The following is a 24823-nucleotide window of genomic DNA, read 5'->3' as shown; positions in this document are numbered from 1 at the left end:
GCTTCCGGGTCCGGCGCGGCTTGGCCTCGGCGGAGTCCGTGGCCACGGCGGCCTCGGCCGACTCGACGGTGTCCGACGTCTCGGTCTTGGCGGCGGTCTTCCGGGTCCGGCGCGGCTTGGCCTCGGCGGAGTCCGTGGCCACGGCGGCCTCGGCCGACTCGACGGTGTCCGACGTCTCGGTCTTGGCGGCGGACTTGCGGGTCCGGCGCGGCTTGGCCTCGGCGGTCTCCGTGGTGGCCTCGGCCGTCTCCACCGCGGCGTCGTCGGCGGTGGCGGCGGCCTTGCGGGTGCGGCGGCGCGGCTTGGCGGCCGGAGCCTCCGTGGTGGTGTCCGTCTCCGCGAGCGGAGCCGGGGCGGCCGGGGCCTCGGACGCCGGGGTCTCGGCGACCGGCGGTTCCTCGGTGGCCGTCGCGGCGGTGGCGGCGGCCGGTGCCTCGGCGGTCTTGCGCGTGCGTCGGCGGCGCGGCTGTGCCGGTGCCTCGGCGGTCGCGGCGGCTGTGCTCGCGGCGCTCACCTCGGCGGCCGCCGTCTCGGGGGCCGCGTCGGTGTCCTCCGGGGCCGTGTCGCGCGGGGGCGCGGTCGTCACGGCGGCCTCGGCGGTCGCGGCGGCCTCGGCGGTCACGCCGGTCACCGGCTGCCGCGTCGCCGCCCCACCGCGGGTACGGCGCCGGCGGCGCAGCGTACGGCCCGGCTTGGCGGCGTCCTCCGCCGTACCCTCCGTGCCCTCGGCCGTCACGGCGTCGGATGCCGTGGCCGCGGGGGAGGCGGCGTCCACCGGTGCCCCGCCGCGCGTACGGCGCCGGCGGCGCGGCGTACCGGCAGGGCGCTCGCGGTCGCCCGAACGGGAGTCGCCCCGGTCGTCGCGGGCACCCCGGTCGTCGCGGGCGCCCCGGCCGCCACGGCCCCGGCCGGCACGGCCGCCGCCCGGCTCGCCGAGGTCCTCCAGTTCCTCCGCCTCCAGTCCGGCACGCGTGCGCGCCGAGCGCGGCAGGACACCCTTGGTGCCCTCCGGGATGCCGAGGTCGGAGAAGAGGTGCGGGGAGGTGGAGTACGTCTCCACCGGGTCGTTGAAGTCCAGCTCCAGCGCCTTGTTGATCAGCTGCCAGCGCGGGATGTCGTCCCAGTCGACGAACGTGATCGCCGTGCCCTTGGCGCCCGCGCGGCCGGTACGGCCGACGCGGTGCAGGTAGGTCTTCTCGTCCTCCGGCGACTGGTAGTTGATGACGTGGGTCACGCCCTCGACGTCGATGCCGCGGGCGGCGACGTCGGTGCAGACGAGCACGTCCACCTTGCCGTTGCGGAAGGCGCGCAGCGCCTGCTCGCGGGCGCCCTGCCCGAGGTCGCCGTGGACCGCGCCGGCGGCGAACCCGCGCCGCTGGAGCTGCTCGGCGATGTCGGCCGCCGTCCGCTTGGTCCGGCAGAAGATCATCGCCAGTCCGCGGCCCTCGGCCTGGAGGATGCGGGCGATCATCTCCGGCTTGTCCATGGAGTGCCCGCGGTAGACGAACTGCTTGATGTTCGCGACCGTGACGCCCTCGTCGTCCGGCGCCGTGGCACGGATGTGCGTGGGCCGGTTCATGTACCGGCGGGCCAGGTTGATGACCGCGCCCGGCATGGTGGCCGAGAACAGCATGGTCTGGCGCCTGGCCGGCAGCATGTTGATGATCTTCTCGACGTCGGGCAGGAAGCCCAGGTCGAGCATCTCGTCGGCCTCGTCGAGGACCAGGCACTTGATGTGCTTCAGGCTCAGCTTCTTCTGGCCCGCGAGGTCCAGCAGACGGCCCGGGGTGCCGACGATCACGTCGACGCCCTTCTTCAGGGCCTCGACCTGCGGCTCGTACGCCCGGCCGCCGTAGATCGCGAGGACGCGCACGTTGCGCGCCTTGCCCGCGGTCAGCAGGTCGTTGGTGACCTGGGTGCACAGCTCGCGCGTCGGGACGACGACGAGGGCCTGCGGGGCGTCGGTCAGGGCCTCGGGAGCGGCGCGGCCGGCCTCGACGTCGGCGGGGACGGTGACGCGCTCGAGGAGCGGGAGGCCGAAGCCCAGCGTCTTGCCGGTGCCGGTCTTGGCCTGGCCGATGACGTCCGTGCCCGACAGGGCCACGGGGAGCGTCATCTCCTGGATGGGGAAGGGGGTGGTGATGCCGACGGCCTCCAGGGCCTCGGCGGTCTCGGGAAGGATTCCGAGGGATCGAAACGTCGTAGTCAGGGTGCTGCCTCTTCTGTGTGCGCGGCGCGAGGCGAGCGCGGGGGTCGTGTCGCGTGACCGTGCCGGGGACGCCGGCCGCCCACGCGGGCGGGCCGTTGGCACGGGACCACAGCCGACGCTCTAGCGCTCGAACCGCTGAGGGTTCCCCCTCCGGTCGCCGTACGCGCGGTATTGCCGTACGGCCGGAAAGGGCTGTCGGGTCGGAGCCGATCGGGCCACCGACCGGGCATCCTCATACGTGCGGCCCGTCCAATACATGACGTACGCGACGCGTACTCGAGGCACCCGTACGTCACATACTCGGCAGGCAGCATTACCACCATACCCCGGATTCCCGCACACGCGATGGCCGATTTGGTCACGTAGTCGTCGTCACACTGATCGGCCGGGGCCTTCCACCCGGTGGGGAGCGGGCTATTGTGCGCTTCATGACGAGCTCTGACAAGCCTGGCAACGCAGCAGACGCCCCCGCGGAATCGACCGGAGCCACCGGGGTCGCGGCCCTCGACTGGGCCACGGCCGCCGCCGACCCGCAGTACCGCGCCGCGGTCGTGGACCTGCTCGGCGCGCTCGCGTACGGGGAGCTCGCGGCGTTCGAGCGGCTCGCGGAGGACGCCAAGCTGGCGCCGACGCTGGGGGACAAGGCGGAGCTGGCGAAGATGGCGTCGGCGGAGTTCCACCACTTCGAGCGGCTGCGGAACCGGCTGGCCGAGATCGGCGAGGACCCGACGGGGGCGATGGAGCCGTTCGTCGCCGCCTACGAGGGCTTCCACAAGCAGACGGCGCCCTCGGACTGGCTGGAGGGGCTCGTCAAGGCGTACGTCGGCGACTCCATCGCCAGCGACTTCTACCGCGAGGTCGCGGCCCGGCTCGACTCCGACACCCGCTGCCTGGTGCTGGCCGTGCTGGACGACACCGGGCACGCCACCTTCGCGGTGGAGAAGGTGCGCGCGGCGATCGACGCGGACCCGCGCGTGGGCGGGCGGCTGGCGCTGTGGGCGCGGCGCCTGATGGGCGAGGCCCTGTCGCAGTCCCAGCGGGTGGTCGCGGACCGCGACGCCCTGTCGACGATGCTGGTGGGCGGCGTCGCGGGCGGTTTCGACCTCGCCGAGGTCGGCAGGATGTTCTCCCGGATCACCGAGGCGCACACCAAGCGGATGGCGGCGCTGGGGCTGGCCGCCTAGACCGGCTTTCTCGCACGGCCCCGGAAGCCCGTGGCGCCGGGGCGTGTGGCGCCTTGGCCTCGGGAGGGCGTCCGGGCGCCTGCCGGACGGCCGTGGGGCGGGCGCCGCACCCGGCGGCCGGTCAGGCGGCCGCCGACCGGCGCCGCAGTCTTCCCGCGGGGCGCAGCAGCAGCGACAGCGCGGCCAGGGAGACGGCCGCCGCGCCGAGGAGCACCATCGGCAGGCTTCCGGTGTCCAGCGCGCTGTGCGTGACGAACGCCCCGAACAGGGCACCGGCGATGCCCGTCGGCAGGACGAGGGCGCGGGCCGGCAGCCGGTGGGACAGGCGGTGGGCGGCGGTCCCGGCCAGGACCAGACCGAGGATGACGGAGCTGAGCGCTTCCAGGAGCATGTCGGGGTCCCTCCCACGCGGCCGGCCTGCCCGAGACGGTCGTAGCCGTCCTACCCGTGACCTGCGGAATGCAATCCTCCTCTGTGGAGGACATGTGTTCCGTCCGTGTGGGGCGACGGATGCGTCCGGGCGCCGGGTGACCGAGTCCGTCCCGCCCGGTGACCGAGCCTGTCCCGCCCGGTGACGGCCTCGGTCTCGCGGTGACGGGAAGGGCCCGGCGGTGCACGACCGCCGGGCCCTTCCCGTTACCACGCTGCGGCTACAGCGCGCCGAAGCCCACCTTGCGCGGGGCCGGCTCACCGATCTCGACGTACGCGAGGCGGTCGGCCGGGACCAGCACCTTGCGGCCGTGCTCGTCCACGAGGCTGAGCAGCTGCGCCTTGCCGGCCAGGGCGTCGGCCACGACCCGCTCGACCTCCTCGGCGCTCTGACCGCTCTCCAGCACGATCTCGCGGGGCGCGTGCTGCACGCCGATCTTGACCTCCACGGCTATGTCCCTCCGACGGTCAGTGAAGTGCGCGACCTTCCGCGCCGTACCCAGCACACATTAGCCCGCGCGAGCGCATGGCACGCTGCGCCCGCGAACGCCACGAGCGAACAGGCGACGGGAACAACGTCCCGGTCGGCGCCTGTCAGTGGTGCTGGTCGTTGCCGTGCAGGGGGAAGCCCGCGATGCCCCGCCAGGCCAGCGAGGCCAGCAGCTGGACGGCCTGGTCGCGCGGCACGCTGCGGTCGCTGTGCAGCCAGGAGCGGGCCACCACCTGGGCGAGGCCGCCCAGGCCCGACGCGAGCAGCATCGACTCCGCGCGCGAGAGGCCGGTGTCCTCGGCGATGACGTCGCAGATCGCCTCAGCGCACTCGTTGGTGACCTTGTCGACGCGCTCGCGCACGGCGGGCTCGTTCGTCAGGTCCGACTCGAAGACGAGGCGGAAGGCCCCGCCGTCGTCCTCGACGTACGCGAAGTAGGCGTCCATCGTGGCCCGGACGCGCTGCTTGTTGTCGTTCGTCGACGCCAGCGCGCCGCGTACCGACTGGATGAGGGACTCGCAGTGCTGGTCCAGCAGGGCGAGGTAGAGGTCGAGCTTGCCCGGGAAGTGCTGGTAGAGCACCGGCTTGCTGACGCCGGCGCGCTCGGCGATGTCGTCCATCGCGGCCGCGTGGTAGCCCTGCGCCACGAAGACCTCCTGCGCGGCGCCCAGCAGCTGGTTCCGTCGGGCACGGCGCGGCAGGCGCGTGCCCCGCGGGCGTACCGCCTCTGTCTGCTCGATGGCTGTCACGCCGCCTCCCAAAATCGTCCACTCGCGGTGTGCGCCGCGCCGCCATCGTACTTTTCGGTAACCGTGGTGTGCGCGTCGCGAGCGCAGAATTTCACGTTCCGGACGGTGGCGAAAGCCGCGCAGAAGGTTTCAAAGGCGCTCAGGCCGGGCATACATCGGCCTCTTTCCTGCTCGGCGGCGTCCTCGGCCGCCCCTCGTCGCGGGTCACCGGGCCGGCGGATCACCGGGCCGCCGGACCGTCCGGCGGCCGCGTCAGCCGGTCACCGGTAGTCGTCCTCGTCGAGGGTGACGATCCGGGTCTGCTCCATGAGGTCGGCCTCGCTGGCGCGGTCGGGGTCGACGCCGGTCAGCGGGTCGTCGCGGTCCGGCGCGATGTCCGCCTGCTGCTCGGCCGCGTCGACCTCCGGGGCCTCGACGCCGAACTCCCGGTCCTCCCGTGCCTCCTCGTCCTCGAAGGTCTCGGGGTCGGTGGGGTCTACGGCCATGGTGGGCTCCCTTCCTATGAACGTCCCTGAAAGATGCAGGGGCCACACGCGGGTGCCCTCTGTACGAGCCTAGGAGACACCCGGTCCGGACGCTATGCGATCCGCTCCCGATCCGTGACGGAGCGCCGCGGCGCCGGTCCGCCGCCGCGGCCCGCGGTGGTCCGTCGTGGCGGCCCGCCGTGGCGGCCGCTCCCGCGGCTGTCGTCCGCTCGGTGTGCCGCCGTATCCCGCGCGTACCTCTTGTATGCACCGGTACGGCCGCTCTATGCGTGGAAGTTTCGCCACGGGCCCGGTTGTGACGGCGAACACGTGAACCAGTGCGTGATCGTCTCGTAACATTGCCGCATGTCTTCGACCGAGCTGCCCTTCGTGCCGCCCGCCAACCTCCTTTCGAAGGTGGCCGCCGTCAGGGTCGCGGAAGGCGAGCGGCTCCGGTCGGTCCGGCTCCCGGGGCTCACGCTGGCGGTCCGGTCGAGGCGACCGGCGCGCGAGGGGCTGCCGCCCGCGCTCTACGTCCACGGTCTCGGCGGTTCCTCGCAGAACTGGTCGGCGCTGATGCCGCTGCTGGACGACGTCACCGACAACGAGGCCGTCGACCTGCCCGGTTTCGGCGACTCCCCGCCGCCGGACGACGGCAACTACTCGGTCACGGGGCACGCGCGCGCGGTCATCCGCTACCTGGACGCGTGCGGACGCGGCCCCGTGCACCTGTTCGGCAACTCACTCGGCGGTGCCATCGTCACCCGTGTCGCCGCGGTGCGGCCCGACCTCGTGCGGACGCTGACCCTCGTGTCGCCCGCGCTGCCGGAGATCCGGGTCCAGCGCACCGCCGTGCCGACCGGGCTGCTGGCGCTGCCCGGGGTTGCCCCGCTCTTCACGCGGCTCAGCCGCGATTGGACGGCTGAGCAGCGGGTCCGCGGAGTCATGTCGCTGTGCTACGGCGATCCCGGGCGCGTCACGCCGGAGGGTTTCCGGCACGCCGTGGAGGAGATGGAACGGCGGCTGCGGCTGCCGTACTTCTGGGACGCGATGGCGCGCTCCGCGCGGGGCATCGTCAACGCTTACACGGTCGGCGGCCAGTACGGGCTGTGGCGGCAGGCCGAACGGGTCCTCGCGCCCACGCTGCTGGTGTACGGCGGCCGTGACCGGCTCGTCGGCTACCGCATGGCGCAGAGGGCGGCCCGCGCCTTCCGGGACTCCCGGTTGCTGACCCTGCCGGACGCCGGGCACGTGGCCATGATGGAGTATCCGGAGACGGTCGCCACGGCGTTCCGCGAATTCCTCGCGGACACCGGGAAGTCGGCGGCCGGGACGGACACGGAAGGGGCGGCCGACGGCGCGCCCGTCAACGAGAGCACAGGAGGCTGAGGCGCGACGTGGGACGCCACAGCCGCCGCGGGCCGGCCCCCAAGGGCGACGCCGCGGACACAACCGGAACAGCGGAGAACGGGCCGGGGCGGCCGGGCACCGGGCACGGAGCGCCACCGGGCGGCGCGCCGGTGCCGGGGCCGGGAACGGGACGCCGGCGGTTGCCCGGCCCGGCGACGGGCGAGCAGCGGCCGCCGATGGGCGAGCCGCCGTCGGCGGGCGGGTCGCGCGGACAGGCGGGGGCGCGCTATCCGGAGGGAACCCCGGCGCATGGCGTCCGGAGCCCCCTGGAGGGGACCGCGGCGCACGGCATGCCGCCCGTGACCGGCGGGGCTCCCGCGCGGGGCGTTCCCCCGTCCGGCGACCGCACGCCCGCGCGGGCCGTCCCGCGGGTCCGCGGCGGCCATCCCGAGCAGCCGGAAGGCGGCGGCGCCTGGGGCGAGTTGGGCGGACCGGGCGGCCGGGCCGGGGGCACGTACGGCGCGCCCCCGGGCCCCGGACCTCTCGCGGCCCCCGGCCCGCCGGCGGAACCTGACGCTCCGGCGGGCCGTCGCGCTCCCGCGGGCCCCGGCCCCGGCGTCACCTTCCCGCGGCAGCAGCAGAGGCGCGGACAGCGGCACGCCGGCCCCGCCGGACCGCGACAGGCGTACCTGGACGCCTTCGACGCCGCCGACGGCGACGCCCGTCCCCACCGCCGCCCCGGCCCGCCCTCGCAAGCCGCCGACCCGCACCCCCTTGCCGCCGGCCGGGACTCCGCCCGGGGTGCCGGCGCCCCCGGCGCCGCGCGCGGCGCGGACGACGGGCCGCCCACCGGTACGCCCGTGGCCGCCAAGGGCGGCAAGGGCGGCAGGGGACGGACCTTCACCGGCATCGCGGCCGCGGCCGTCACCGCCGTCCTGGCGGTCGTCGTCGCCGGCCAGGCGGCCGACGGGCGGGGCGGCCAGGACGGGCGGGCGCGGTCCGCCGGCGACCAGGTGCGCGACGCCCGCGCCTCCGCCTCGCGCGCGGACGGACGGCCGACGCCGTCGACGTCCGCCGAGGCGGCCCCCTTGACGTACGAGCAGAAGATGGGCAAGAAGTACCCGCTCAGCGCCACGCTGGAGGGTCCGGGCACGTTCGACGCGGTTCCGGGCGTCGACAAGGCACCGGGCAGGGGACAGAAGTTCACCTACCGCGTGGACGTCGAGAAGGGGCTCGGCCTGGACGCCGGGCTGTTCGCCCGGGCCGTGCACAAGACGCTCAACGACGACCGGAGCTGGGCGCACAACGGCGCCCGTACGTTCGAGCGCATCCACTCCGGGCAGCCCGACTTCGTGATCACCCTCGCCAGTCCCGGGACCACCGCCGACTGGTGCGCCAAGTCCGGCCTGGACACCACCGTCGACAACGTGTCCTGCGACTCGGCCGCCACCGAGCGCGTGATGATCAATGCCTATCGATGGGCGCAGGGGTCGGAGACGTACGGCGACGAGATCCACGCCTACCGGCAGATGCTGATCAACCACGAGGTCGGCCACCGTCTCGGTCACTCCCATGTGACCTGCGACAAGGACGGCGAGCTCGCCCCGGTCATGCAGCAGCAGACCAAGTTCCTCGACCCCGCCGAAGGCATCCACTGCCTGCCCAACGCCTGGCCCTATCCGGGAAGTTGACAGGTCCGCGCGAGCGGACCGGAGCGAACGGCGGGGCGGTGCGCCGCGCCCCGCCCCGCCGGCCTGCCGGAATGTCGCACTCCGTGATCACCTGATCCCTTAGCGCGACGAAACGTCTCCCGTGCGGGAAAGTCACGTCCGTTCACCCCTTTTGGTGGCGCGACGGACAACCGTCCGTCGCGCGACCGCCATGTCCGCATACGTTCGTCCCGCTACGAGCCGTCGGACCGATGGCGGCTCCCTTTACGGAGATCGGGGGTGCACGCGTGCGCATCGGGTTGGTTACGGAGGGTGGCTATCCGTATGTGAGCGGTGACGCCAGGCTCTGGTGCGATCGGCTCGTGCGCGGGCTCGCGCAGCACGAGTTCGACGTCTACGCGCTCAGCCGTGATGAGCGCCAGGAGGACGAGGGCCGGGTTCCGCTGCCGCCGCAGGTCGGCCGGGTGCGCACCGCGCCGCTGTGGGGCACCGAGGACGACGGGGTGGTGTACGGGCGGCGCGCGCGCCGGCGCTTCACCGAGTGGTACGGCGAGCTCGCGGCCGTGCTGTGCACGGACGCCCCCCAGGACCCGTCCGGCACCTCCCAGGTTCCCCCGGCCTCTCAGGCGGACCGTTTCGCCAATGCCCTCTACGGCCTCGCCGAACTCGCCCGCGACGAGGGAGGCCCGGCCCGCGCGCTCCGCTCGGAAACCGCCGTACGCGCCTTGGAGCGCGCCTGCCGCGCACCGGGTGCCACGCGCCCCGCTCGCCAGGCGCGCGTGGCGGATCTCCTCACCGCCGCCGCGCACCTCGAACGCGTCCTGCGCCCCCTCTCGCTCGACTGGTACGGGCCGGGCGGACTCGGCGGGGCCGACCTGTGCCACGCGGCCTCCGGCGGCGCCGCCGCCGTGCCCGGCCTGCTCGCCCGGCACTTCTCCGGCGTGCCCCTGCTGGTGACCGAGTACGGCGTGCGGGTGCGCACGCACTACCTGACCGCCGCGGAGTCCTCCCCGGCCGTACGGTCCCTGCTCGCCGCCTTCCACGGCCGGCTCGCCGCCGAGACCTACCGGCAGGCCGCCCTCATCACCCCGGGCAACGCGCACGCCCGACGCTGGCAGGAGCGCTGCGGGGCCGACCGGGCCAGGATCCGCACGGTGTACCCGGGCATGGACGCGTCCCCCTTCGCCGAGGTGGGGGAGGCGCCGGAGTGCGCGGACCCGGACACCCTGGTCTGGACCGGCCGCATCGAGCCCGCCAAGGACCTGGTGTCCCTGCTGCACGCCTTCGCCGGAATCCGCGCGCGCGAGCCGAAGGCCCGCCTGCGGATCATCGGCGCCCCCGCCGGCCCGGAGGGCGAGACCTACCTCCACCACTGCCGCGAGCTCGCGGAGCGGCTCTTCCCCGGCGCGGCGCAGGACCCGTACGCCCCCGGCGGCGATCCGGTGTCCTTCGAGCGGACCGGCGGGCCGGAGACCCGGGCGCCCGCCGACGCGTACGCCCGCGGGGCCGTGGTCGTCCTGTCCAGCGCCGTCGAGGGCTTCCCGTCCGTTCTGGTCGAGGCGATGCTGTGCGGCCGTGCGACCGTGTCCACGGACGTCGGCGCGGTAAGGGAGATCATCGGCGGCACCGGCCTCGTCGTCCCCCCGGGGGACCCGCGCGCGCTCGCCGAGGCGTGCGTGGCGCTCCTGCGCGACCCCGAGCGCCGCGCACGCCTGGGCGCCGCGGCACGCGCCCGCGCCCTGGAACTGTTCACCGTCGAGCAGAACGTCGCGGCCTTCCACGGCATCTACCTGGAGATCGTCTCGCGCGCCCCGGTCCGCCGTGTCCTGCTGGACGACACCGGAAAGCCGCTCCCGTTCGCCACCCCCGCCGAGGTCCACCTCCCGGGCCACTGGTCCGGCACCACCTCCTCCGCCGCGGTCCGGGGCGGCCCTCGCTGGGCCGCGCACCCACCGGTCGCCGTCACGGCCGCCACCGCCGTCACCGAGGGGGCGAGATGAGCGGCCTCGGCGAACTGAACCTCTCCGGCGCCCCGGACGGACCCGGCGCCCCGGACGGACCCGGCGCCCCGGACGGCCCCGGCACTCCGGAAGGACTCGGCGCCCCTAGCCGGCCTGGCGCCCCGGACGGCCTCGGTTCCCCGGCCGGCCTCGGGTTCCGGGACGGCCGCCCGTGGCCGGGCACGGACCACCGCCGTACCGCGGACGCCCGGGCGGCCGGGAACCGCACCCCCTCCACGCCCCGCCGCGCTTCCGCGGACCCCGTGAAGACGCTGATGGACCGTCACCGAGCCCTCTGCGAGCGAGCCGTGGACCCCCTGGAGATCGCGGCGGGACTGGAAGCGCGGGGCATCACCGACCGGACCGCCGCCGCACGCTTCCGCCACCGGGACGTCTTCTCGCTCGCGGAGGAGATGTACGCCCGTACCCCGCGCGACGGGGACACCCAGCCGGCCCGCCCCACGGCCCAGGCGGCGCCCCGGGCGCGCGCCGCCTGGGTCGTCCTGGCCCTGCTGCCCGGCGCCCTGTGCGCCGCGACCGTGGCCGGTCTGCGCCTCACCCACGGCCAGCCGCGCCTGATCACCGCCGTCGCGGGCGTCCTCGCCGTCATCCTGGCCACGCGCGCGGCCGTCCGCCGCGGACCGCTCGCCACCCCCGGCCGCAGGCCCCTCGCCGGCCTCTCGACCTGGTGGCTCGCCGGTTACGCCCTCCTCGGCGAGGGACTGCTCCGCACGGCGCTCGCCGGCGGGCCCGACGGCCTGCCCACCGGCACCGCCCACGGACCCTGGCCGGTCACCACCGCCCCGTTCCTGGCACTCACCCTGGCCTGCGCCCCCGCGGCCTGGACCGCCCACCTCTTCACCGCGGGGGCCCGCCGCACGCTGACGGCCAGCCGCGGCCTGGACGACTTCGCCACCGCCGTACGACCCCTGCTGCTGGGCACCCTGGCCCTCTTCCTGGCCGTCCTGGCCGCGCTGCTGACGGCGGCCGGCGCCGCCCTCGGCGAACCCGCCGCCCACCCGCAGGCGCTGACCCTCGGTGCCCTGCTGCTGCTCGCCCGCCTCCTCGCCGCGCACGGCTTCGCCCATGCCTCCACGCTCGCCCTCACCGCCACCGCCATGGCCCAGGCGACCGCCCTCGCCCTTCTCTTCGCCGCCCGCCTCCCCGGGGGCGACGCCCTGGCCGCCCCGACGGAAGCCCTGGTCACCGCCTGGGGCCCCGCCGCGGTCCCCACGGTGACCTGCGGCGTCGGCGCCGTGACGCTGCTCGTCCACGCGACCCGCCGCCTGACGAAGGCATCGGCCCACGCCCGAACGGAGCCCGCATGCTGAACCCAGGCACCCGCAGGACGGCCCGCTCGGCGGTCCACGCGCCGTCCCGCGAGGACCGTGCCCCGGCGCAGCGCGCACCCGTCGCCATCGCGGTGACCTACGACGACCGGGGCCTGAGCCGCACGGTGGTCCTGGAAGCGGCGCGGCACCGGTTTCCCGAAGCCCGCAGCCGCGACGGCCATCTCCACCGGGCCCCTCGCACGGGCCGCGGGTACGCCGCACGCCGGCCCGTTTCCCCGCCCCCACAGACCTGTCACCTCCCGCACTCCGCACCCCCTCCCTTAGGAGAACCCACATGACCCCGTCCCTCCCCACGCTCACGGCCGTCCCCCGGGGAGCCGCCCGATGAGAGTCCTGCTGATCGGAGCCAACGGCTACATCGGCCGCTTCGTCGCCGACCGCCTCCTCGCCGACCCCGCCGTCCAGCTCACCGCCCTCGGCCGCGGCGACGACGCCGACGTGCGCTTCGACCTCGCCACCGGCAGCCCCGGCGCCCTCACCCGTTTCCTCGACGCGGTCCAGCCCGGCGTCGTCATCAACTGCGCCGGCGCGACCCGCGGGGGCGCCCGGGAACTGACCCGGCACAACACGGTCGCGGTCGCCACCGTCTGCGAGGCCCTGCGCCGCAGCAGTTGCAGCGCCCGCCTGGTGCAGATCGGCTGCGGCTCCGAGTACGGCCCCAGCCAGCCCGGCTCCTCCACCGCCGAGGACGCCGTCCCCCGCCCCGGCGGCCCCTACGGTGTGAGCAAGCTCGCCGCGACGGAACTGGTTCTCGGCTCCGGCCTGGACGCCGTCGTCCTCCGCGTCTTCTCACCCGCCGGCCCGGGCACGCCCGCCGGTTCCCCGCTGGGCCGCCTGGCCGAGGCCATGCGCCGCGCCATGCAGTCCGGCGACGGAGAGCTGCGGCTGGGCGGCCTCGGCGTCCAGCGCGACTTCGTCGACGTCCGCGATGTGGCCCGCGCCGTCCACGCGGCCTCCCTCTCCGCCGCGCAGGGCGTCATCAACATCGGCTCGGGCCGCGCCGTCCGGCTCCGCGACGCCGCCGCCACCCTCGCCCGCGTGGCCGGTTACGGCGGCACCCTGCACGAGCTGGACGGCCCGCACGGCACGCCGCACAGGCCGGCCATCGGCCACCCGCGCGCCGAATCCCTGAGCCACCGCGCCGACGCCCTGGCTCACCCCCGTGGCGAACTCCTCAGTCACCTCGGCCACCAGGGGCACGCGGGACACCCCGGGCACCCGGGCCACTCCGCCGCGGCCCGCCCCGACGCCGACCACCCGCCCGCACCCCCGGTCGCCTACCCCTACCCGGACGGCTGCGGCAGCTGGCAGCAGGCCGATGTGCGCACCGCGCGCGACCGACTGGGCTGGCGGCCCCGCATCAATCTGGAGGAGTCCCTCGCCGACATCTGGATGGAGGCGGCATGCCGTATCTGACCAACACGGGAACGGGCACGCCGACGGCCGCCGCCCGGGTCGGCCTCGGCGTCCCCGCTCTGGCGCACCCCCTGCCCGGCTACTGGGACGACATCGTCTCGCGCAGTGGAACAGGTGTCTCGGAATGAAAAAGCGCGTGGCAGTGTTACGGGGAGAACAACCGTAATGACTGACCGACCAACGGAGTCCCCGTGTCGCTGCCACCCCTGGTCGAGCCGGCCCCCGAGCTCACCGTAGACGAGGTCCGCAGGTACTCCCGCCACCTGATCATCCCCGATGTGGGGATGGACGGGCAGAAGCGGCTGAAGAACGCCAAGGTGCTCTGTGTGGGCGCCGGCGGCCTGGGCTCGCCGGCACTGATGTACCTGGCCGCCGCGGGCGTCGGCACGCTCGGCATCGTGGAGTTCGACGAGGTCGACGAGTCGAACCTGCAGCGCCAGATCATCCACAGCCAGTCCGACATCGGCCGTTCCAAGGCGGAGTCCGCCCGCGACAGCGTCAAGGGCATCAACCCGTACGTGAACGTGGTCCTTCACCAGGAGCGGCTCGAAGCCGACAACGTGATGGACATCTTCAGCCAGTACGACCTGATCATCGACGGTACGGACAACTTCGCGACCCGCTACCTGGTCAACGACGCCTGTGTGCTGCTGAACAAGCCGTACGTGTGGGGCTCGATCTACCGCTTCGACGGCCAGGCCTCCGTCTTCTGGTCCGAGCACGGTCCCTGCTACCGCTGCCTCTACCCGGAGCCCCCGCCCCCCGGCATGGTGCCCTCCTGCGCCGAGGGCGGTGTGCTCGGCGTGCTGTGCGCGTCCATCGGTTCCATCCAGGTCAACGAGGCCATCAAGCTCCTCGCGGGCATCGGCGAGCCGCTGGTCGGCCGTCTGATGATCTACGACGCCCTGGAGATGCAGTACCGCCAGGTCAAGGTCCGCAAGGACCCCGACTGCGCGGTCTGCAGCGAGAACCCGACCGTCACCGAGCTCATCGACTACGAGGCCTTCTGCGGCGTCGTCTCCGAGGAGGCCCAGGCGGCGGCCGCCGACTCGACGATCACTCCCAAGCAGCTCAAGGAGTGGATCGACGACGGCGAGAACATCGAGATCATCGACGTCCGCGAGCAGAACGAGTACGAGATCGTCTCCATCCCGGGCGCCCGGCTGATCCCGAAGAACGAGTTCCTCATGGGCACGGCCCTGGAGTCGCTGCCGCAGGACAAGAAGATCGTCTTGCATTGCAAGACGGGTGTCCGCAGTGCGGAAGTCCTGGCCGTCCTGAAGAACGCGGGCTTCGCGGACGCCGTGCACGTCGGCGGCGGCGTCATCGGCTGGGTGAACCAGATCGAGCCGCACAAGCCGGTGTACTGATCGGCCCTTCCGCTGACCAGCGGGACTGACGAGGCCCACGGCTCTGACCTGCTCAGACGCCGTGGGCCTCTGTCGTTGTCGATCGGCGCCGGCTGACCTCGCACGGCCCAGGGACGGCCTCGGCACGACGGCCGCCGGGAGGACGGTACTTCCCGAGGGGCAGGCACCGCCGCCCCTTGACGTCATCCCGACCGACGGCTGCCGCCGTGCCCCCTGCGGCGCCCGTCGACAGATCAACGTCTTTCCACGAGCCGGTCCCCGACCGTGCGTACCCGCTCGCGGGGGAGGACATCGCGCTCGTCCGCCCGTATGTGCTGGCCTGGGAGCGGCGCAGGCGTCCGCGTTCGATGGTCGTGGTTTCCCATCTGCCGACTGAGGCATGGACGATCCTCGCGGGAGCCCGCTATGCCTCCCCGCCACCAGCCTCACCACATGGATGCCACGGCTGCTCCCTACCGGTCGACCGCATGCCGGATCGGCACCCATCACACCTGCACCGAGTCCTCTCCGGCCATGGCGCCGATCGACCTGCCCGTGGTCTACGAAGCGTGCGACTGTCCTTGCCATTCGGCGCCCGACCGCCCCGCCCCAGCAGTGGAGGAACGATGAACCGACATGTGCCCCGCGGCACGGTCGTCACGAACATCGAGATCACCTCAACCACCGTGCGGCGCGGCGACATCATCCAGGTCGGCGGCCGGCCGTGCCAGGTGAGCGATCTTTTCCAGTTGTCCCACGGGGCCAAACAGCTTCTCTCCGAGTCGGGCGAGCTGCTGACCATGCACACGCGGACGAGGCTCCTCGCCGTACGTATGCTGAGAAGGCGGTGATCGGGTTCATGCCTCCACGACACCACGACATCGCTGACGACCTCCGCCACCAGATCACGACCGGAAGGGTCAACCCCGGCGACGTCTGCCGTCTGAAACCGCCCTGGCCGACCGGTACAAGGTCAGCACAGCGACGCTGCGGAGTTCCCTCGCCGCACTCCAGGGGAAGGTCTCGTCGAGAAGATTCAGGGAAGGGGAACTTCGTCCGCCGGCCGCTCCGCAAAATCACGTACGTCGGTGGCTGGGGAACGCTGGATCCGTGGACAGCGGCAGACACGGCTCTGCGGGTGACGATCCGCACCAGCACGGTCCTGGCGCGGGGACATCTGGCAGCCCTGCTGCGAACGCCGAGTGACACTCCGCTGACCGAATTCCTCTGCGTCAGCCACGAGGGCGAGTCACCGCACAGCCTGGCGCGCCTGTACATCCCGTGCGACCTGGCGCCGGCCACGGCACCCGACGAGCAGACATCGCGTGGAGAGGCGTCCAATGGATTCGCCGTGCTCAGCCCTGAGGCGATCGACATCCGAGAGACCGTATGCACCCGCCTCCCGACACTGGAAGAGGCAACAACCCTCCGGATCAGCACCGCCGTGGCGGTGCTGGCGATCACACGCATCGCCGCCGATACGGCTGGACGAGTCCTCGAAGCCGGGTTCCTGGTGTTCCCGGGTGATCGCGCCGACGCCGTCTTCACCACCCGCCACGTGATCGACGAGAGGCGAACGCAAGCATGACAGTCCGAAAAAACTGCGGCTGCTCCCGTGGCTGGGAACAAGGGGAAAGCCCTGCTACCTCAGCACGGATGACAGACACAGTCGCATGTCCCGCCTGGCAGACGACATCGAAGAAGCACTACTCGGCACGGCGACCGAACTGCTGGACCAAGCCTCGGAAGTCCTCGAAGACAAGGACACGGCCCCGGAAGACTTGCGACGGCTGGCCAGGGAGCTGACCGAAGCTGTACGAGGCACGCTCCGCGTCGCGACCAGCCGTGGCTTCCGACTGGCGGCTGACGAACCTCACGAACTTTAAGGTCGCGACCTCCGACGACGGCAGCTCGCATAAGGCTCTCTTCAACGCCCGGAGAGGAGCTCGGGAAGGGCCCGAGCTCCTCTCCTCGTTGCGCCATGCCACCCCGCCGACAGCTCGTGCAGACACCCTGATCGACCATGCGCGCGTGCGCCTCGCTGCACTTTCACTGGCCTCCGCCACGCCATCGGGGTTCGATGGCGACCAGAGTCAGCCGTGACATCCAGTACCTGGGAAGCAAGGCTGTCACGGACTGCTCGTAGCTGCTTTTGTCTGCCGTCGTTGATGTCAGGTCTGGATGTCAGGCTGGCCGCGGCACGATGTTCACCGCCCGGTAGTCGTACCCGTCTTGCTTGAAGCCAGGGGCCTCCCACTGGAGGTCTACTCGCTGTCCCGGCGACAGCGTGCGGAACCCTTCCACCTGGATGTGGGAGTAGTGGCCCCAACAACCGCCGGGTGTCTCCGGGGAGTCGAGCACGCCCCACCCTTCCTCGTCTCGCCACTCACGGACAGTCGCAGTCACCATGCGGGCAACCTTCGGGTTCCGTCTGCGCTGGCGTATCGGGAACTTCGGCTTGGGAAGCTTGGGTCTTCCATCGTGGGTTGCGAGGCTGACGTGCGGCGGAGGAGCGCTACGGCCGGGCCGACTGTCGGCTTGATACCCGGTGTTGCCCGTGGTTTCCCGCACTATCTGGCACGGATCTGGCACGAGCTCTTCGTCCCGTAGCGACCTGGCTGGGTGCTCGGTCTTGGGCTGCAGTGCCTGCCCGCTGTGGAGACGTTCAGAGTCAAGTCGGCCCGTACACCGACGGCTCCAGGGCCTTAATCGCCTCGCAGGTGAGCTGAGTTGATATAGCTCACCTCCGGGGCTCCCTGCATGCGGCTGAGAGGAATGGGCGCTGCATGCCCAGAGCGATGTCAGTAGTTCCCGCTACCGTCGAGGGATGCGAGGTCACTACGGAATCCCGTTGACGCGCGACACCTTGCAGGGCTGCGAGGGGTGTGGCGTCATCATCAAGTACAGGGAAGCGGGCCGGCGTTCGGGGCACTGCCTTAGCTGTAGCCGGATGGCTCGCCAAGGGCGCCGATACAACCTGACGGCAGGCGATGTGAGGGCCATCCTGGAGTTGCAGGGCGGCGTGTGTGCCTTGTGCGGCAACGGACCCGAGGGGGACGCAGGCTCGTCTTACTGGCACATCGACCATGATCACGACTGCTGCGAGCCGTCAGACGCCGCATGGTCCATCTGCGGAGGGTGCGTTCGAGGCTTGCTTTGCAGTGGGTGCAATGCTCGGGGCGTTGCCTGGTACGAAGCTCTTCCCAGGGATCGTAGGGACTGGGATCGTATGAACGACTACCTGACCAACTCGCCAGCCCGCCGTCTTCACCTTGCTGGAAGGCTGAGGTTCTGCCTAGAGGACATCGTGCGTACCCGTGCAGTCCGGCTCAGATAGGCCTCAGCGCTGACCAGCGGCCCTGAAGAGGTCCCCGGCTCTGAACAGCAGATGCTGTGGCTTCTGTCTCTGGCGAGCGCCCACCTCTTCTTGCCCTGGGTCTTGCCGGAGATCTTGGAGAGCTGGGTTTTTGCTGGGTTGGGGCGATGGGCTCGTGCGCCTGGTGGTCGTCGTTGGTCGTCATTGGCCACTGTTGAGTGGCCTCGGACGGCCCAGAGACGGCCCGGATCACGGCTCGACTGGACCCGTGTAGGCCACTTGATCTCAGCGCGACGGACGTTTTGGAGGGACCGGTCCCGGGATCACGTCCTTGCCTAGGTGTTCCTTGATCAGGTACTTGAGCTCCGGGCCTTCGATGAGTTGGAGCCGACCATGCTGACGGGCGAAGTCGTGGCTGGCCCTACCGAACCACGAGGTGGTGATCAGGATGCCTTTGGCGGCGCGCTTGTGCTCCACGACGCCGGCCAGCGCCTGGACAGCCTCAACACCAACGAGCTTGCTGTAACGCTTGGCCTGGATGATGCACTCACCGTTGAACACCGGGTCCTTGCTGACGGCCACCGCGTCAACACCTTCGTCTTTCGAAGCCTGGGTGTTCCACGCCTCCATCCCGATCGCCTCGAAGAGTTGGCGGATCAAGTGCTCGAACTCGGTGGGGGTCAGCTTGACCAGTACGGGCCTACTGTCAAGGTCAGCTACGACGTCCATGCTGTCCATCAGGCGGTACTTGGTCAGATCAAACTCGATGATGGGCCGAATGGGTTCGAGGTCGTAGGGGTTGGGAGAGACGAGCGCGCTGAGTCCCCTGAGACAGGCAGCCGGATCGACCTGGCTGAGGCGCAGCTTGCCGAACTGTTCCCTGCTGGCGCTCAGCGTGACGAGACAGGGTGAGACTTCCTGACCTGTAGCTCGGTCGATGGTCTTGACGCGACCGTTCAGAATGACCCCGCTGACTACTCGGTCCGGATCGCCGGTCAGGATCTCGTGGACGGTCCTCAGAGCGACCTGCGCCAAGACGGACGAGTAGATCTCCTTGCGCTCCTTCTCCGGCCGAGGCACCACAGTCGTCTCGTCCCGGCTCTTCACGTACCTGTAGCCGCGTGCGGCGGGCACGATCGTCTCTGGAGGCAGCTGAATCTCGACAAGGACGTCCCCCGTAGCAGGACGGAAGGCGATGCGGTGCTCGTGCGGGAAGCCCATCGGGTACGACGAGGCATCGAGGATGGCCCCCAGGTGCGCTTCCACTGCGTCCGGATCGCCAGCGCGGTATGCCTTGCGTTGCTTGTCCAACTGTCTGTTGAAGGCCTCGACCTCCTCAGCGGCTCGCTCCTCCGCCCGGCAGTGCTCCGCGCGCTTCTGCTCCAGCATCGCCCGGCGCTTCTCCTCAGCTCGCGCATGCCGCTCCTGCGCTTCGCTGAATCGCTTACGGGCCTCGGCTACCTCTGCCTCGTATCGCTTCCTGCCAAAGCCCAGGACGGCAGCGAGCCCGCCGGGCTCGGGAGGCGCGAAGTCTTCCCACCGCGGTGAAGGCTCCGGGCGGGACCAAGGGCGTTCATCTAACACCGTCGGCGTATGAGTCCTCCGCCGGCGCTCGAACGTCGTAGGCGGGTCACCGACCAGAGCATCACGCAGCAACAGGCTCAACTGCTCGACCTCGTGCTCGACCCCGATCGTCTGCACCCTGGCCTGCTCGGCTTGCTGCTCTTGATACGCAGCTTTCCGCGCTTGCTCCCGCCGTTTGCTGGCCGCCTCAGCAGCCTTACAGGCCCGCTCCGCTTGGCGGGCCTGTTGCTCCTTGGCCCGCCGCAAAGCCTGCTCCTGCCGCTGGTACTCGTTGCCTCGGCCGCTACCCCGCTGCGCCACCTGCTAGCCCTCCCCTGGCTTGGCTTACCAGAGGTGCATTCCCCCCTCACTTCGCAGAATCACGCACTACGCCACCCCCGATTGGTCCTGCGCCAACCCGGCCGCCGCTGGTCATTGCCTGCACTGTCGCCGTCGAGGAGGGGCGCGGCGCCTAGTTGGACACCCAAGATCCACACGATTGGCGCATGCACTGTGCCGCATGCTTGCGTACTGCATGGGCAGACGCCGCAAGACGAGCGGGTCAATCTGGTGATGTTGTTCGATTGCTTCTGATGGTGCATCAGGGCAAAATTGATCTGCGCTGGAGTGCGAAACCGGGGGTCCTGGCGCGGTCTCAGTAGGGTGGGGGGCATGGGCGAGATCAGTCGGGCATTTGGATCATGGCGTTTGCAGGGCGGGCGCTACGAGGAGCCTGGCCTGCCTGTCGAGGTGTTGGCCGAATTTGCCAGGTATGAGCGATTGGTGATAGATGTCGCTCGGGGACTGTACAAGCAGCGCCATGCATCGCGTCAGCGCGTCCCCAGGGGATTTGCCTCTTCCTTCTCGCTTCGCCTTTCAGACATTCGCCGGGGTAGCGTAATTCCTGTCCTAGAGCGGACCACTGTTGACGCCGACGTCCTCTTCGATGATCGAGATGCCGGTATCTTTGATGAGGCGCGAGTAGTAATCCAGGACGCTCTCAGGTCAATTCAGGCAGGCTCAGGGATCCCTCGAAACTTCCCACCGCATGCCCTACGCGAGTTCTCGCGTTTTGGGAGAAGCCTGCGAGACGATGAGATTATCGAGTTCGACAGCGGCACGCCCAATTCTGTCATTTACTCGCAATCCGTTCGTCGACAGATTCACGAACAGGCACGCCTTGAAAGGTTCGAGATTGAGACACTAGTCTCGGGTCAAGTAGTCGGAGTTAGTGCGGATAAGGGTATCTTCGAATTCCGCCTGACCCGGGGCGAGAAGGTGGTCCCTGGGCGCTTTTCCTCGGATGATATCGTCGCTGATCTAAAGCAGTACCTCGACCGCTCAACGATGGCACCGACTGTCGCCATTAACGCAGTGGCTATTCAGTCGATTAACGAGGATATCATCGAGATTCAGGACGTCCTGTCCATCGAGCCGGTACTCCCGGCAGATTGGTCAGATCGTCTGTCGGAGTTGCACGACCTGGAAGCCGGCTGGCTGGATGGGGTGGGCCAGCCGGTGAGCCGCAAGGTTTTGCGTGAAGTGGAGTCGCTTCTGCTCGAGTTCCTAGACGAGCAGGTACAGCGCCCTTACATCTACCCGACGGAAGACGGAGGCGTGCAGCTAGAGTGGCCGTATTCAGCGGGCGAGGTAACGCTTACTGTTACGCCTGACGATAAGGTAGAAGCTTATTCTTTCTCGAAGCAAGACGACCGGGAGTGCGATAAGACATTCCATTGGCGTCAGCTGAACGAGATTGCAGAGTTCGTGATCGGGGGGATCGCTGAATATGCCGACTGATGGCTCGAACCTTCGCCCTGGTGAATTCGAGATAACGGATCAAGAAGAGAGGCTATGGCGCCAAGTTCATCCGATCTGGATCCATGAAGGGCGAGTCACCAGTCAACTTTTCAGCCCCACACCCAAAGACTCGGGTGAACTGTCTGTGACGAGGGCTTCGGTCGTCACAGCCGAGGCTGCTCACCGGCACCATACTGAGGTCATGGGTCTTAAGTCGATCGGCGTCTACTGCGTTGACGTCGCCGACGTTCAGGATGTTGACCTCACCGTCGTAGACGACTCTCAAGTCGATGACGGCGAGGAACGCCCTCCGGGGCATTCTTTCATTGACTTCAAGGGCGTGCCCAGCACAAAGCAGCAGAAACGGCGAGCCAGCGCCTTGCGGGATAAGGCTGAAAAGCGAGGCTGGCAATACGGGCCGACGGCCTAGGAGTTTGGGACACCGCATGCCGGTGTCTCGCTAGGCCCCCGATGCTGTCGGGGCACCAGCCTCGCCCTCCAGGTCGGTGGAGCGGCTTTGGGCTGGAGCTGCTTTGGCGCGAGTGATCATGGCCCCGTAAGCTTCCGGCGCGTCGGGCAGGTAGTGGACCTGCCCGGTAAAGCACGACGTTGGGGCCATGATCTGCGAGGCTCGCGCCAAAGTGGCTGCCTAAAGCCGTGGAGCCGGCCGCCCCAGCCACGACGTACCCCCTCTCTGGCGTCAGGTGGCTGATTGCTGTGTGCGCGGCACGGGCGTCGGCCGGGCTGGAGCGGGGCGGAGACAGGAGCGCAGGCCCGGCCGGGGGCCGGGCCGCGCGCGGCGAGCGGAGCGAGCCGACTTGATGAAGTAGAGGAAGTTCTACCGCGTACCGTGGGCGCAGTCAGAGGTGCCACGGCTGAGCTTGCCAAGAGCCTCGGCGCGCTCCTCAATGACCTTCATACGGGCACGTCGCTCAACGTCGTCGTGATGCTCGCTCTGCGCCGTGCTCTGTCCGGCCATTTGCGGTACAGCGGACCGCATTCCTCGATGAACCATCCGGTACTGACCGCGTTGAGGGCCATGAGCAGACTCGTGTCCTCCGAGGAGGGCAGCGCCATCCATCCGCCCGGCGCGGTTACCAAGTCGCGACGCGCGCACAGCCTGGCCGGGTGGACCTGCGCCCTGTAGTCGTGCGTCCGCCATCGTTTCAAGACAGCACCCTGTGCGATCGGCCCTGCCGGCGGATCGCCTTCGAACCCGCGTCACCGACCTGTTCGGACGGCACAGCTAGGCGATGGGGTCCGTCTCTCTGGCCGAGCGCAGAAGGACGTCGTGCTCGTCCGGGCACCTAAGGTTGTCGACAGGGCACACCTTCACCAGGGCCGACACGCATCCGGGTGACATCGCCTCCATCGCTTCGAGGCACATGGTGCAGAACACCTCGGCTGCTGGGTTGATGCTGTCCGCGCCGCTGATGCCGCAGAACGTGGTCTGCCACGAGACGTCACGGCAGCACACGATATGCGTGACCTGATCAGCGTTGGCGATGAGCTGGAACTTGGCATCGCGCTGTGTACTGGTGGCCTCGGCGTGTGGATGTCCTGTAGCGGCACCTATGCGTTCTGTGGGCAACGCTTCCCTCCCGGCAGTAGTTCCACATACGGTAGCGCTGGCCTGCGAGGCCGGTGGAGCTGTTTTCGGGGCGAGTGATCATGGTCCCGTAAGCTTCCGGCGCGTCGGGCGGTCTGTGGACGAAGTCAAGGGAGTGGGCTGGTCAGCGGGTTGAGCGCGGTCGTGGCGAGTGGGGCCGTGGTGAGGCAGTGGGTCAGGAGCAGACCTTGCCGTCCTTCGGGACCGCTCCCTTCAGCAGATAGGCGTCCACCGCCGCATCGACGCAGTCGCTGCCCTTCCCGTACGCCCCGTGCCCGTGGCCCCGCCAGGTGAGCAGCACACCGACGTCCTCGCCCAGCTCGTCCGCCATCCGGCGCGCGCCCTCATAGGGCGTCGCCGGGTCGCCGGTGTTGCCGACCACCAGGATGGGCGGCGCGCCGGGTGCGCTCACCTCCGGTGTGTCGTACTGTCCGGGCACCGGCCAGTCGCGGCACCAGCCGGCCGTGTCCCAGCCCAGGTAGGCCCCGAAGACCGGCGAGATCTTCTCGAACCTCGGCAGCAGCCTCTTCGCCTCCGCCAGGGTCGGCCGCTGCTTGTCGTCCAGGCACGATATGACGCGCTGCGCGTGGGAGCCCGTGCCGTAGCGGCCGGACGCGTCCCGCTCGTTGTAGCCGTCGGCGAGTGCCAGCAGCTCGGAACCGTCGCCCTTTTCGGCGGCCTCCAGCGCGCTGGTGAGCAGCGGCCAGCCGTCCTCGCCGTACAGCGGCAGGACGATGCCGATGAGGGCGAGCGTCTGGGTCAGCTCGCGCCCGGGGGTGGACGTCGGCAGCGGATTCGTGTCGATCCGCTGGAGCAGGTCCGCGATCTTCCGGGTCCCCCGGCGGGGGTCCTGGCCGGTGGACTCCAGATAGTCGTCGAGCGCGCGCTGGAAGCCCCGGGTCTGGTTCTCGGCGTGCCCGATGGTGTCGGCGGTGGGGTCGGCGACCGCGTCGAGGATCATCCGCCCCACGTTCCTGGGGAACAGGTGGGCGTACACCCCGCCGAGTTCGGTGCCGTAGGAGATGCCGAAGTAGTGGAGCCGGGCGTCGCCCAGGACATGCCGCATCAGGTCCATGTCGCGGGCGGTGTCCGTGGTGGAGACGTGCGCCATCAGGGCCCCGGCGGCCTGCTGGCAGCCCTGGCCGAAGTCCGCGGCGTCCCGCACGAACCGCCGCTCCTCCGCCGGGGTGTCCGGCGTGGCGTCCACCGATTCGGCGGCCTGGATCTCCTTGTCGCCGCGGCAGCGGACGCCCTCGCTGGCGCCGACCCCGCGCGGGTCCCAGCTCACCAGGTCGTACCGCTCGCGGAGCCGGTCGGCGGTGCCGGCGTAGGAGGGCATCGTCGACAGGCCGGAGCCGCCCGGGCCGCCGAAGTCGAACAGCAGGGAGCCGATGCGGTCGTCGCCGCGGGCCTCGGCCCGGATCAGCGCCAGCCCGATCGTCTCGCCGTCGGGACGGGACCAGTCCAGCGGCACCCTGAGCGTGGCGCAACTCCAGCCGCGCCCCGGCGCCGGGGCGCCCGCACCGGCCTCACAGCGCCCCCAGTCGAGCTTCTGCGAGGTCAGGGAAGGGGGAAGCCCGGGCGGTGCGGTGGACGGCGTCCGCGGCTTCTCCGTACTCCGGCCGCTCTTGGTCCCGTCGGCCCCGCCGTCCGCGCCGCCGCGCGAGCCTGAGCCGCAGCCCGTCACCAGCAGCGCGGCGGCGACCGCCCCCGCCGTCCACCGAACGAGACGCGCCATGGACTTCTCCCCCTCACAGGCCGTCCGCCGTGCCGCGGATGGCGGTCCTGCCATCGTAGGCCGCCCGGCAGACGCCTTCCTCGGCCTGTGGATAACGCTGCGACCTGCTATTTTTCGTCGGTGCTGTGGGCGTGA

At 70.8% G+C, this 24823-nt stretch carries 24 protein-coding genes and 1 pseudogene; 15 read left to right on the top strand and 10 right to left on the bottom strand.

The window, feature by feature from the left end:
• On the bottom strand, nt 1–2116 hold a 2116-nt coding region (locus AB0L74_RS02975; RefSeq protein ID WP_365644926.1), incomplete at its 3' end, for a DEAD/DEAH box helicase.
• A gap of 521 nt (nt 2117–2637) precedes the next feature.
• Here AB0L74_RS02975 and AB0L74_RS02970 point away from each other — a divergent pair.
• The gene (locus tag AB0L74_RS02970) at nt 2638–3393 is read left to right on the top strand and encodes a ferritin-like domain-containing protein (protein ID WP_365644924.1); all 756 of its coding nucleotides are present in this window, start codon (nt 2638–2640) and stop codon (nt 3391–3393) included.
• 121 nt (nt 3394–3514) lie between these two features.
• Here the strand turns inward: AB0L74_RS02970 and AB0L74_RS02965 are convergent, their stop codons facing one another.
• From AB0L74_RS02965 to AB0L74_RS02945, 5 genes are all read right to left on the bottom strand, one after another.
• On the bottom strand, nt 3515–3784 hold the full coding sequence (locus AB0L74_RS02965) for a hypothetical protein (RefSeq protein WP_365644922.1): 270 nt from the start codon (nt 3782–3784) through the stop codon (nt 3515–3517).
• A 259-nt stretch (nt 3785–4043) separates the two neighbouring features.
• On the bottom strand, nt 4044–4271 hold the full coding sequence (locus AB0L74_RS02960) for a DUF3107 domain-containing protein (protein ID WP_358786174.1): 228 nt from the start codon (nt 4269–4271) through the stop codon (nt 4044–4046).
• 145 nt (nt 4272–4416) lie between these two features.
• Nucleotides 4417–5061, bottom strand: coding sequence for a TetR/AcrR family transcriptional regulator (locus AB0L74_RS02955; protein WP_365644919.1), 645 nt, complete (start codon nt 5059–5061; stop codon nt 4417–4419).
• Nucleotides 5058–5213 (bottom strand): hypothetical protein, encoded by a 156-nt coding sequence (locus AB0L74_RS02950; protein WP_365644917.1) that lies wholly within the window; start codon nt 5211–5213, stop codon nt 5058–5060. The genes AB0L74_RS02955 and AB0L74_RS02950 overlap by 4 nt, the downstream gene beginning before the upstream one ends.
• Nucleotides 5214–5321: 108 nt before the next feature.
• On the bottom strand, nt 5322–5546 hold the full coding sequence (locus tag AB0L74_RS02945) for a hypothetical protein (protein WP_365644915.1): 225 nt from the start codon (nt 5544–5546) through the stop codon (nt 5322–5324).
• 345 nt (nt 5547–5891) lie between these two features.
• On the opposite strand from AB0L74_RS02945, the gene AB0L74_RS02940 reads away from it, so the two are divergent.
• The 10 genes and pseudogenes from AB0L74_RS02940 to AB0L74_RS02895 all read left to right on the top strand — a co-directional run bounded on the left by AB0L74_RS02940 (nt 5892) and on the right by AB0L74_RS02895 (nt 16548).
• Nucleotides 5892–6914: an alpha/beta hydrolase gene (locus tag AB0L74_RS02940; protein WP_365644913.1), complete on the top strand. Its 1023-nt coding sequence runs from the start codon at nt 5892–5894 to the stop codon at nt 6912–6914.
• An 8-nt stretch (nt 6915–6922) separates the two neighbouring features.
• A complete protein-coding gene (locus AB0L74_RS02935; protein WP_365644911.1) occupies nt 6923–8566 on the top strand; it encodes a DUF3152 domain-containing protein in 1644 nt (547 codons plus the stop codon).
• Nucleotides 8567–8832: 266 nt separating this feature from the next.
• Nucleotides 8833–10545 (top strand): DUF3492 domain-containing protein, encoded by a 1713-nt coding sequence (locus AB0L74_RS02930; protein WP_365644909.1) that lies wholly within the window; start codon nt 8833–8835, stop codon nt 10543–10545.
• Nucleotides 10542–11876: a hypothetical protein gene (locus AB0L74_RS02925; protein ID WP_365644907.1), complete on the top strand. Its 1335-nt coding sequence runs from the start codon at nt 10542–10544 to the stop codon at nt 11874–11876. The genes AB0L74_RS02930 and AB0L74_RS02925 overlap by 4 nt, the downstream gene beginning before the upstream one ends.
• A 345-nt stretch (nt 11877–12221) precedes the next feature.
• The gene (locus tag AB0L74_RS02920) at nt 12222–13313 is read left to right on the top strand and encodes an NAD-dependent epimerase/dehydratase family protein (protein WP_365644905.1); all 1092 of its coding nucleotides are present in this window, start codon (nt 12222–12224) and stop codon (nt 13311–13313) included.
• Complete coding sequence (locus AB0L74_RS02915) at nt 13301–13441, top strand: hypothetical protein (protein WP_365644903.1); 141 nt, start codon at nt 13301–13303, stop codon at nt 13439–13441. Before AB0L74_RS02920 ends, AB0L74_RS02915 begins: the two co-directional genes overlap by 13 nt.
• 63 nt (nt 13442–13504) lie before the next feature.
• Nucleotides 13505–14683 carry an adenylyltransferase/sulfurtransferase MoeZ gene (gene moeZ, locus AB0L74_RS02910; protein ID WP_365644901.1) on the top strand — a complete coding sequence of 393 codons (1179 nt, stop codon included), beginning with the start codon at nt 13505–13507 and terminating at the stop codon, nt 14681–14683.
• A 605-nt stretch (nt 14684–15288) separates the two neighbouring features.
• Nucleotides 15289–15513: a hypothetical protein gene (locus AB0L74_RS02905; RefSeq protein WP_365644899.1), complete on the top strand. Its 225-nt coding sequence runs from the start codon at nt 15289–15291 to the stop codon at nt 15511–15513.
• An 8-nt stretch (nt 15514–15521) separates the two neighbouring features.
• A pseudogene (locus AB0L74_RS02900) lies at nt 15522–16250 on the top strand (GntR family transcriptional regulator).
• 85 nt (nt 16251–16335) lie between these two features.
• Complete coding sequence (locus AB0L74_RS02895; RefSeq protein WP_365644897.1) at nt 16336–16548, top strand: hypothetical protein; 213 nt, start codon at nt 16336–16338, stop codon at nt 16546–16548.
• A gap of 298 nt (nt 16549–16846) precedes the next feature.
• On the opposite strand, the gene AB0L74_RS02890 is transcribed toward AB0L74_RS02895, so the two are convergent.
• On the bottom strand, nt 16847–17071 hold the full coding sequence (locus tag AB0L74_RS02890) for a cold shock domain-containing protein (RefSeq protein WP_365644895.1): 225 nt from the start codon (nt 17069–17071) through the stop codon (nt 16847–16849).
• Nucleotides 17072–17489: 418 nt separating this feature from the next.
• On the opposite strand from AB0L74_RS02890, the gene AB0L74_RS02885 reads away from it, so the two are divergent.
• The gene (locus tag AB0L74_RS02885) at nt 17490–17999 is read left to right on the top strand and encodes an endonuclease domain-containing protein (protein WP_365644893.1); all 510 of its coding nucleotides are present in this window, start codon (nt 17490–17492) and stop codon (nt 17997–17999) included.
• A gap of 264 nt (nt 18000–18263) precedes the next feature.
• Here the strand turns inward: AB0L74_RS02885 and AB0L74_RS02880 are convergent, their stop codons facing one another.
• Nucleotides 18264–19808 (bottom strand): restriction endonuclease, encoded by a 1545-nt coding sequence (locus AB0L74_RS02880; protein ID WP_365644891.1) that lies wholly within the window; start codon nt 19806–19808, stop codon nt 18264–18266.
• 405 nt (nt 19809–20213) lie between these two features.
• Here AB0L74_RS02880 and AB0L74_RS02875 point away from each other — a divergent pair, with 405 nt between their 5' ends.
• The 3 genes from AB0L74_RS02875 to AB0L74_RS02865 all read left to right on the top strand — a co-directional run bounded on the left by AB0L74_RS02875 (nt 20214) and on the right by AB0L74_RS02865 (nt 22488).
• The gene (locus AB0L74_RS02875; protein WP_365644889.1) at nt 20214–21341 is read left to right on the top strand and encodes a hypothetical protein; all 1128 of its coding nucleotides are present in this window, start codon (nt 20214–20216) and stop codon (nt 21339–21341) included.
• Entirely contained in the window at nt 21331–21771 is a 441-nt protein-coding gene (locus AB0L74_RS02870; protein WP_365644887.1) for a hypothetical protein, read from the top strand. Before AB0L74_RS02875 ends, AB0L74_RS02870 begins: the two co-directional genes overlap by 11 nt.
• A gap of 420 nt (nt 21772–22191) precedes the next feature.
• Entirely contained in the window at nt 22192–22488 is a 297-nt protein-coding gene (locus AB0L74_RS02865; protein ID WP_365644885.1) for a hypothetical protein, read from the top strand.
• A 99-nt stretch (nt 22489–22587) separates the two neighbouring features.
• Here AB0L74_RS02865 and AB0L74_RS02860 read toward each other — a convergent pair whose 3' ends face one another.
• Nucleotides 22588–22932: a hypothetical protein gene (locus AB0L74_RS02860; protein ID WP_365644883.1), complete on the bottom strand. Its 345-nt coding sequence runs from the start codon at nt 22930–22932 to the stop codon at nt 22588–22590.
• A gap of 193 nt (nt 22933–23125) precedes the next feature.
• Nucleotides 23126–24688, bottom strand: coding sequence for an alpha/beta fold hydrolase (locus AB0L74_RS02855; RefSeq protein WP_365644881.1), 1563 nt, complete (start codon nt 24686–24688; stop codon nt 23126–23128).
• Nucleotides 24689–24823 lie beyond the last annotated feature (135 nt).

Origin of the sequence: Streptomyces sp. NPDC052020 (genome assembly GCF_040680575.1) — a bacterium.
Taxonomy (GTDB): Bacteria; Actinomycetota; Actinomycetes; order Streptomycetales; family Streptomycetaceae; genus Streptomyces.
This window is presented reverse-complemented; position numbering and strand designations above follow the sequence as displayed.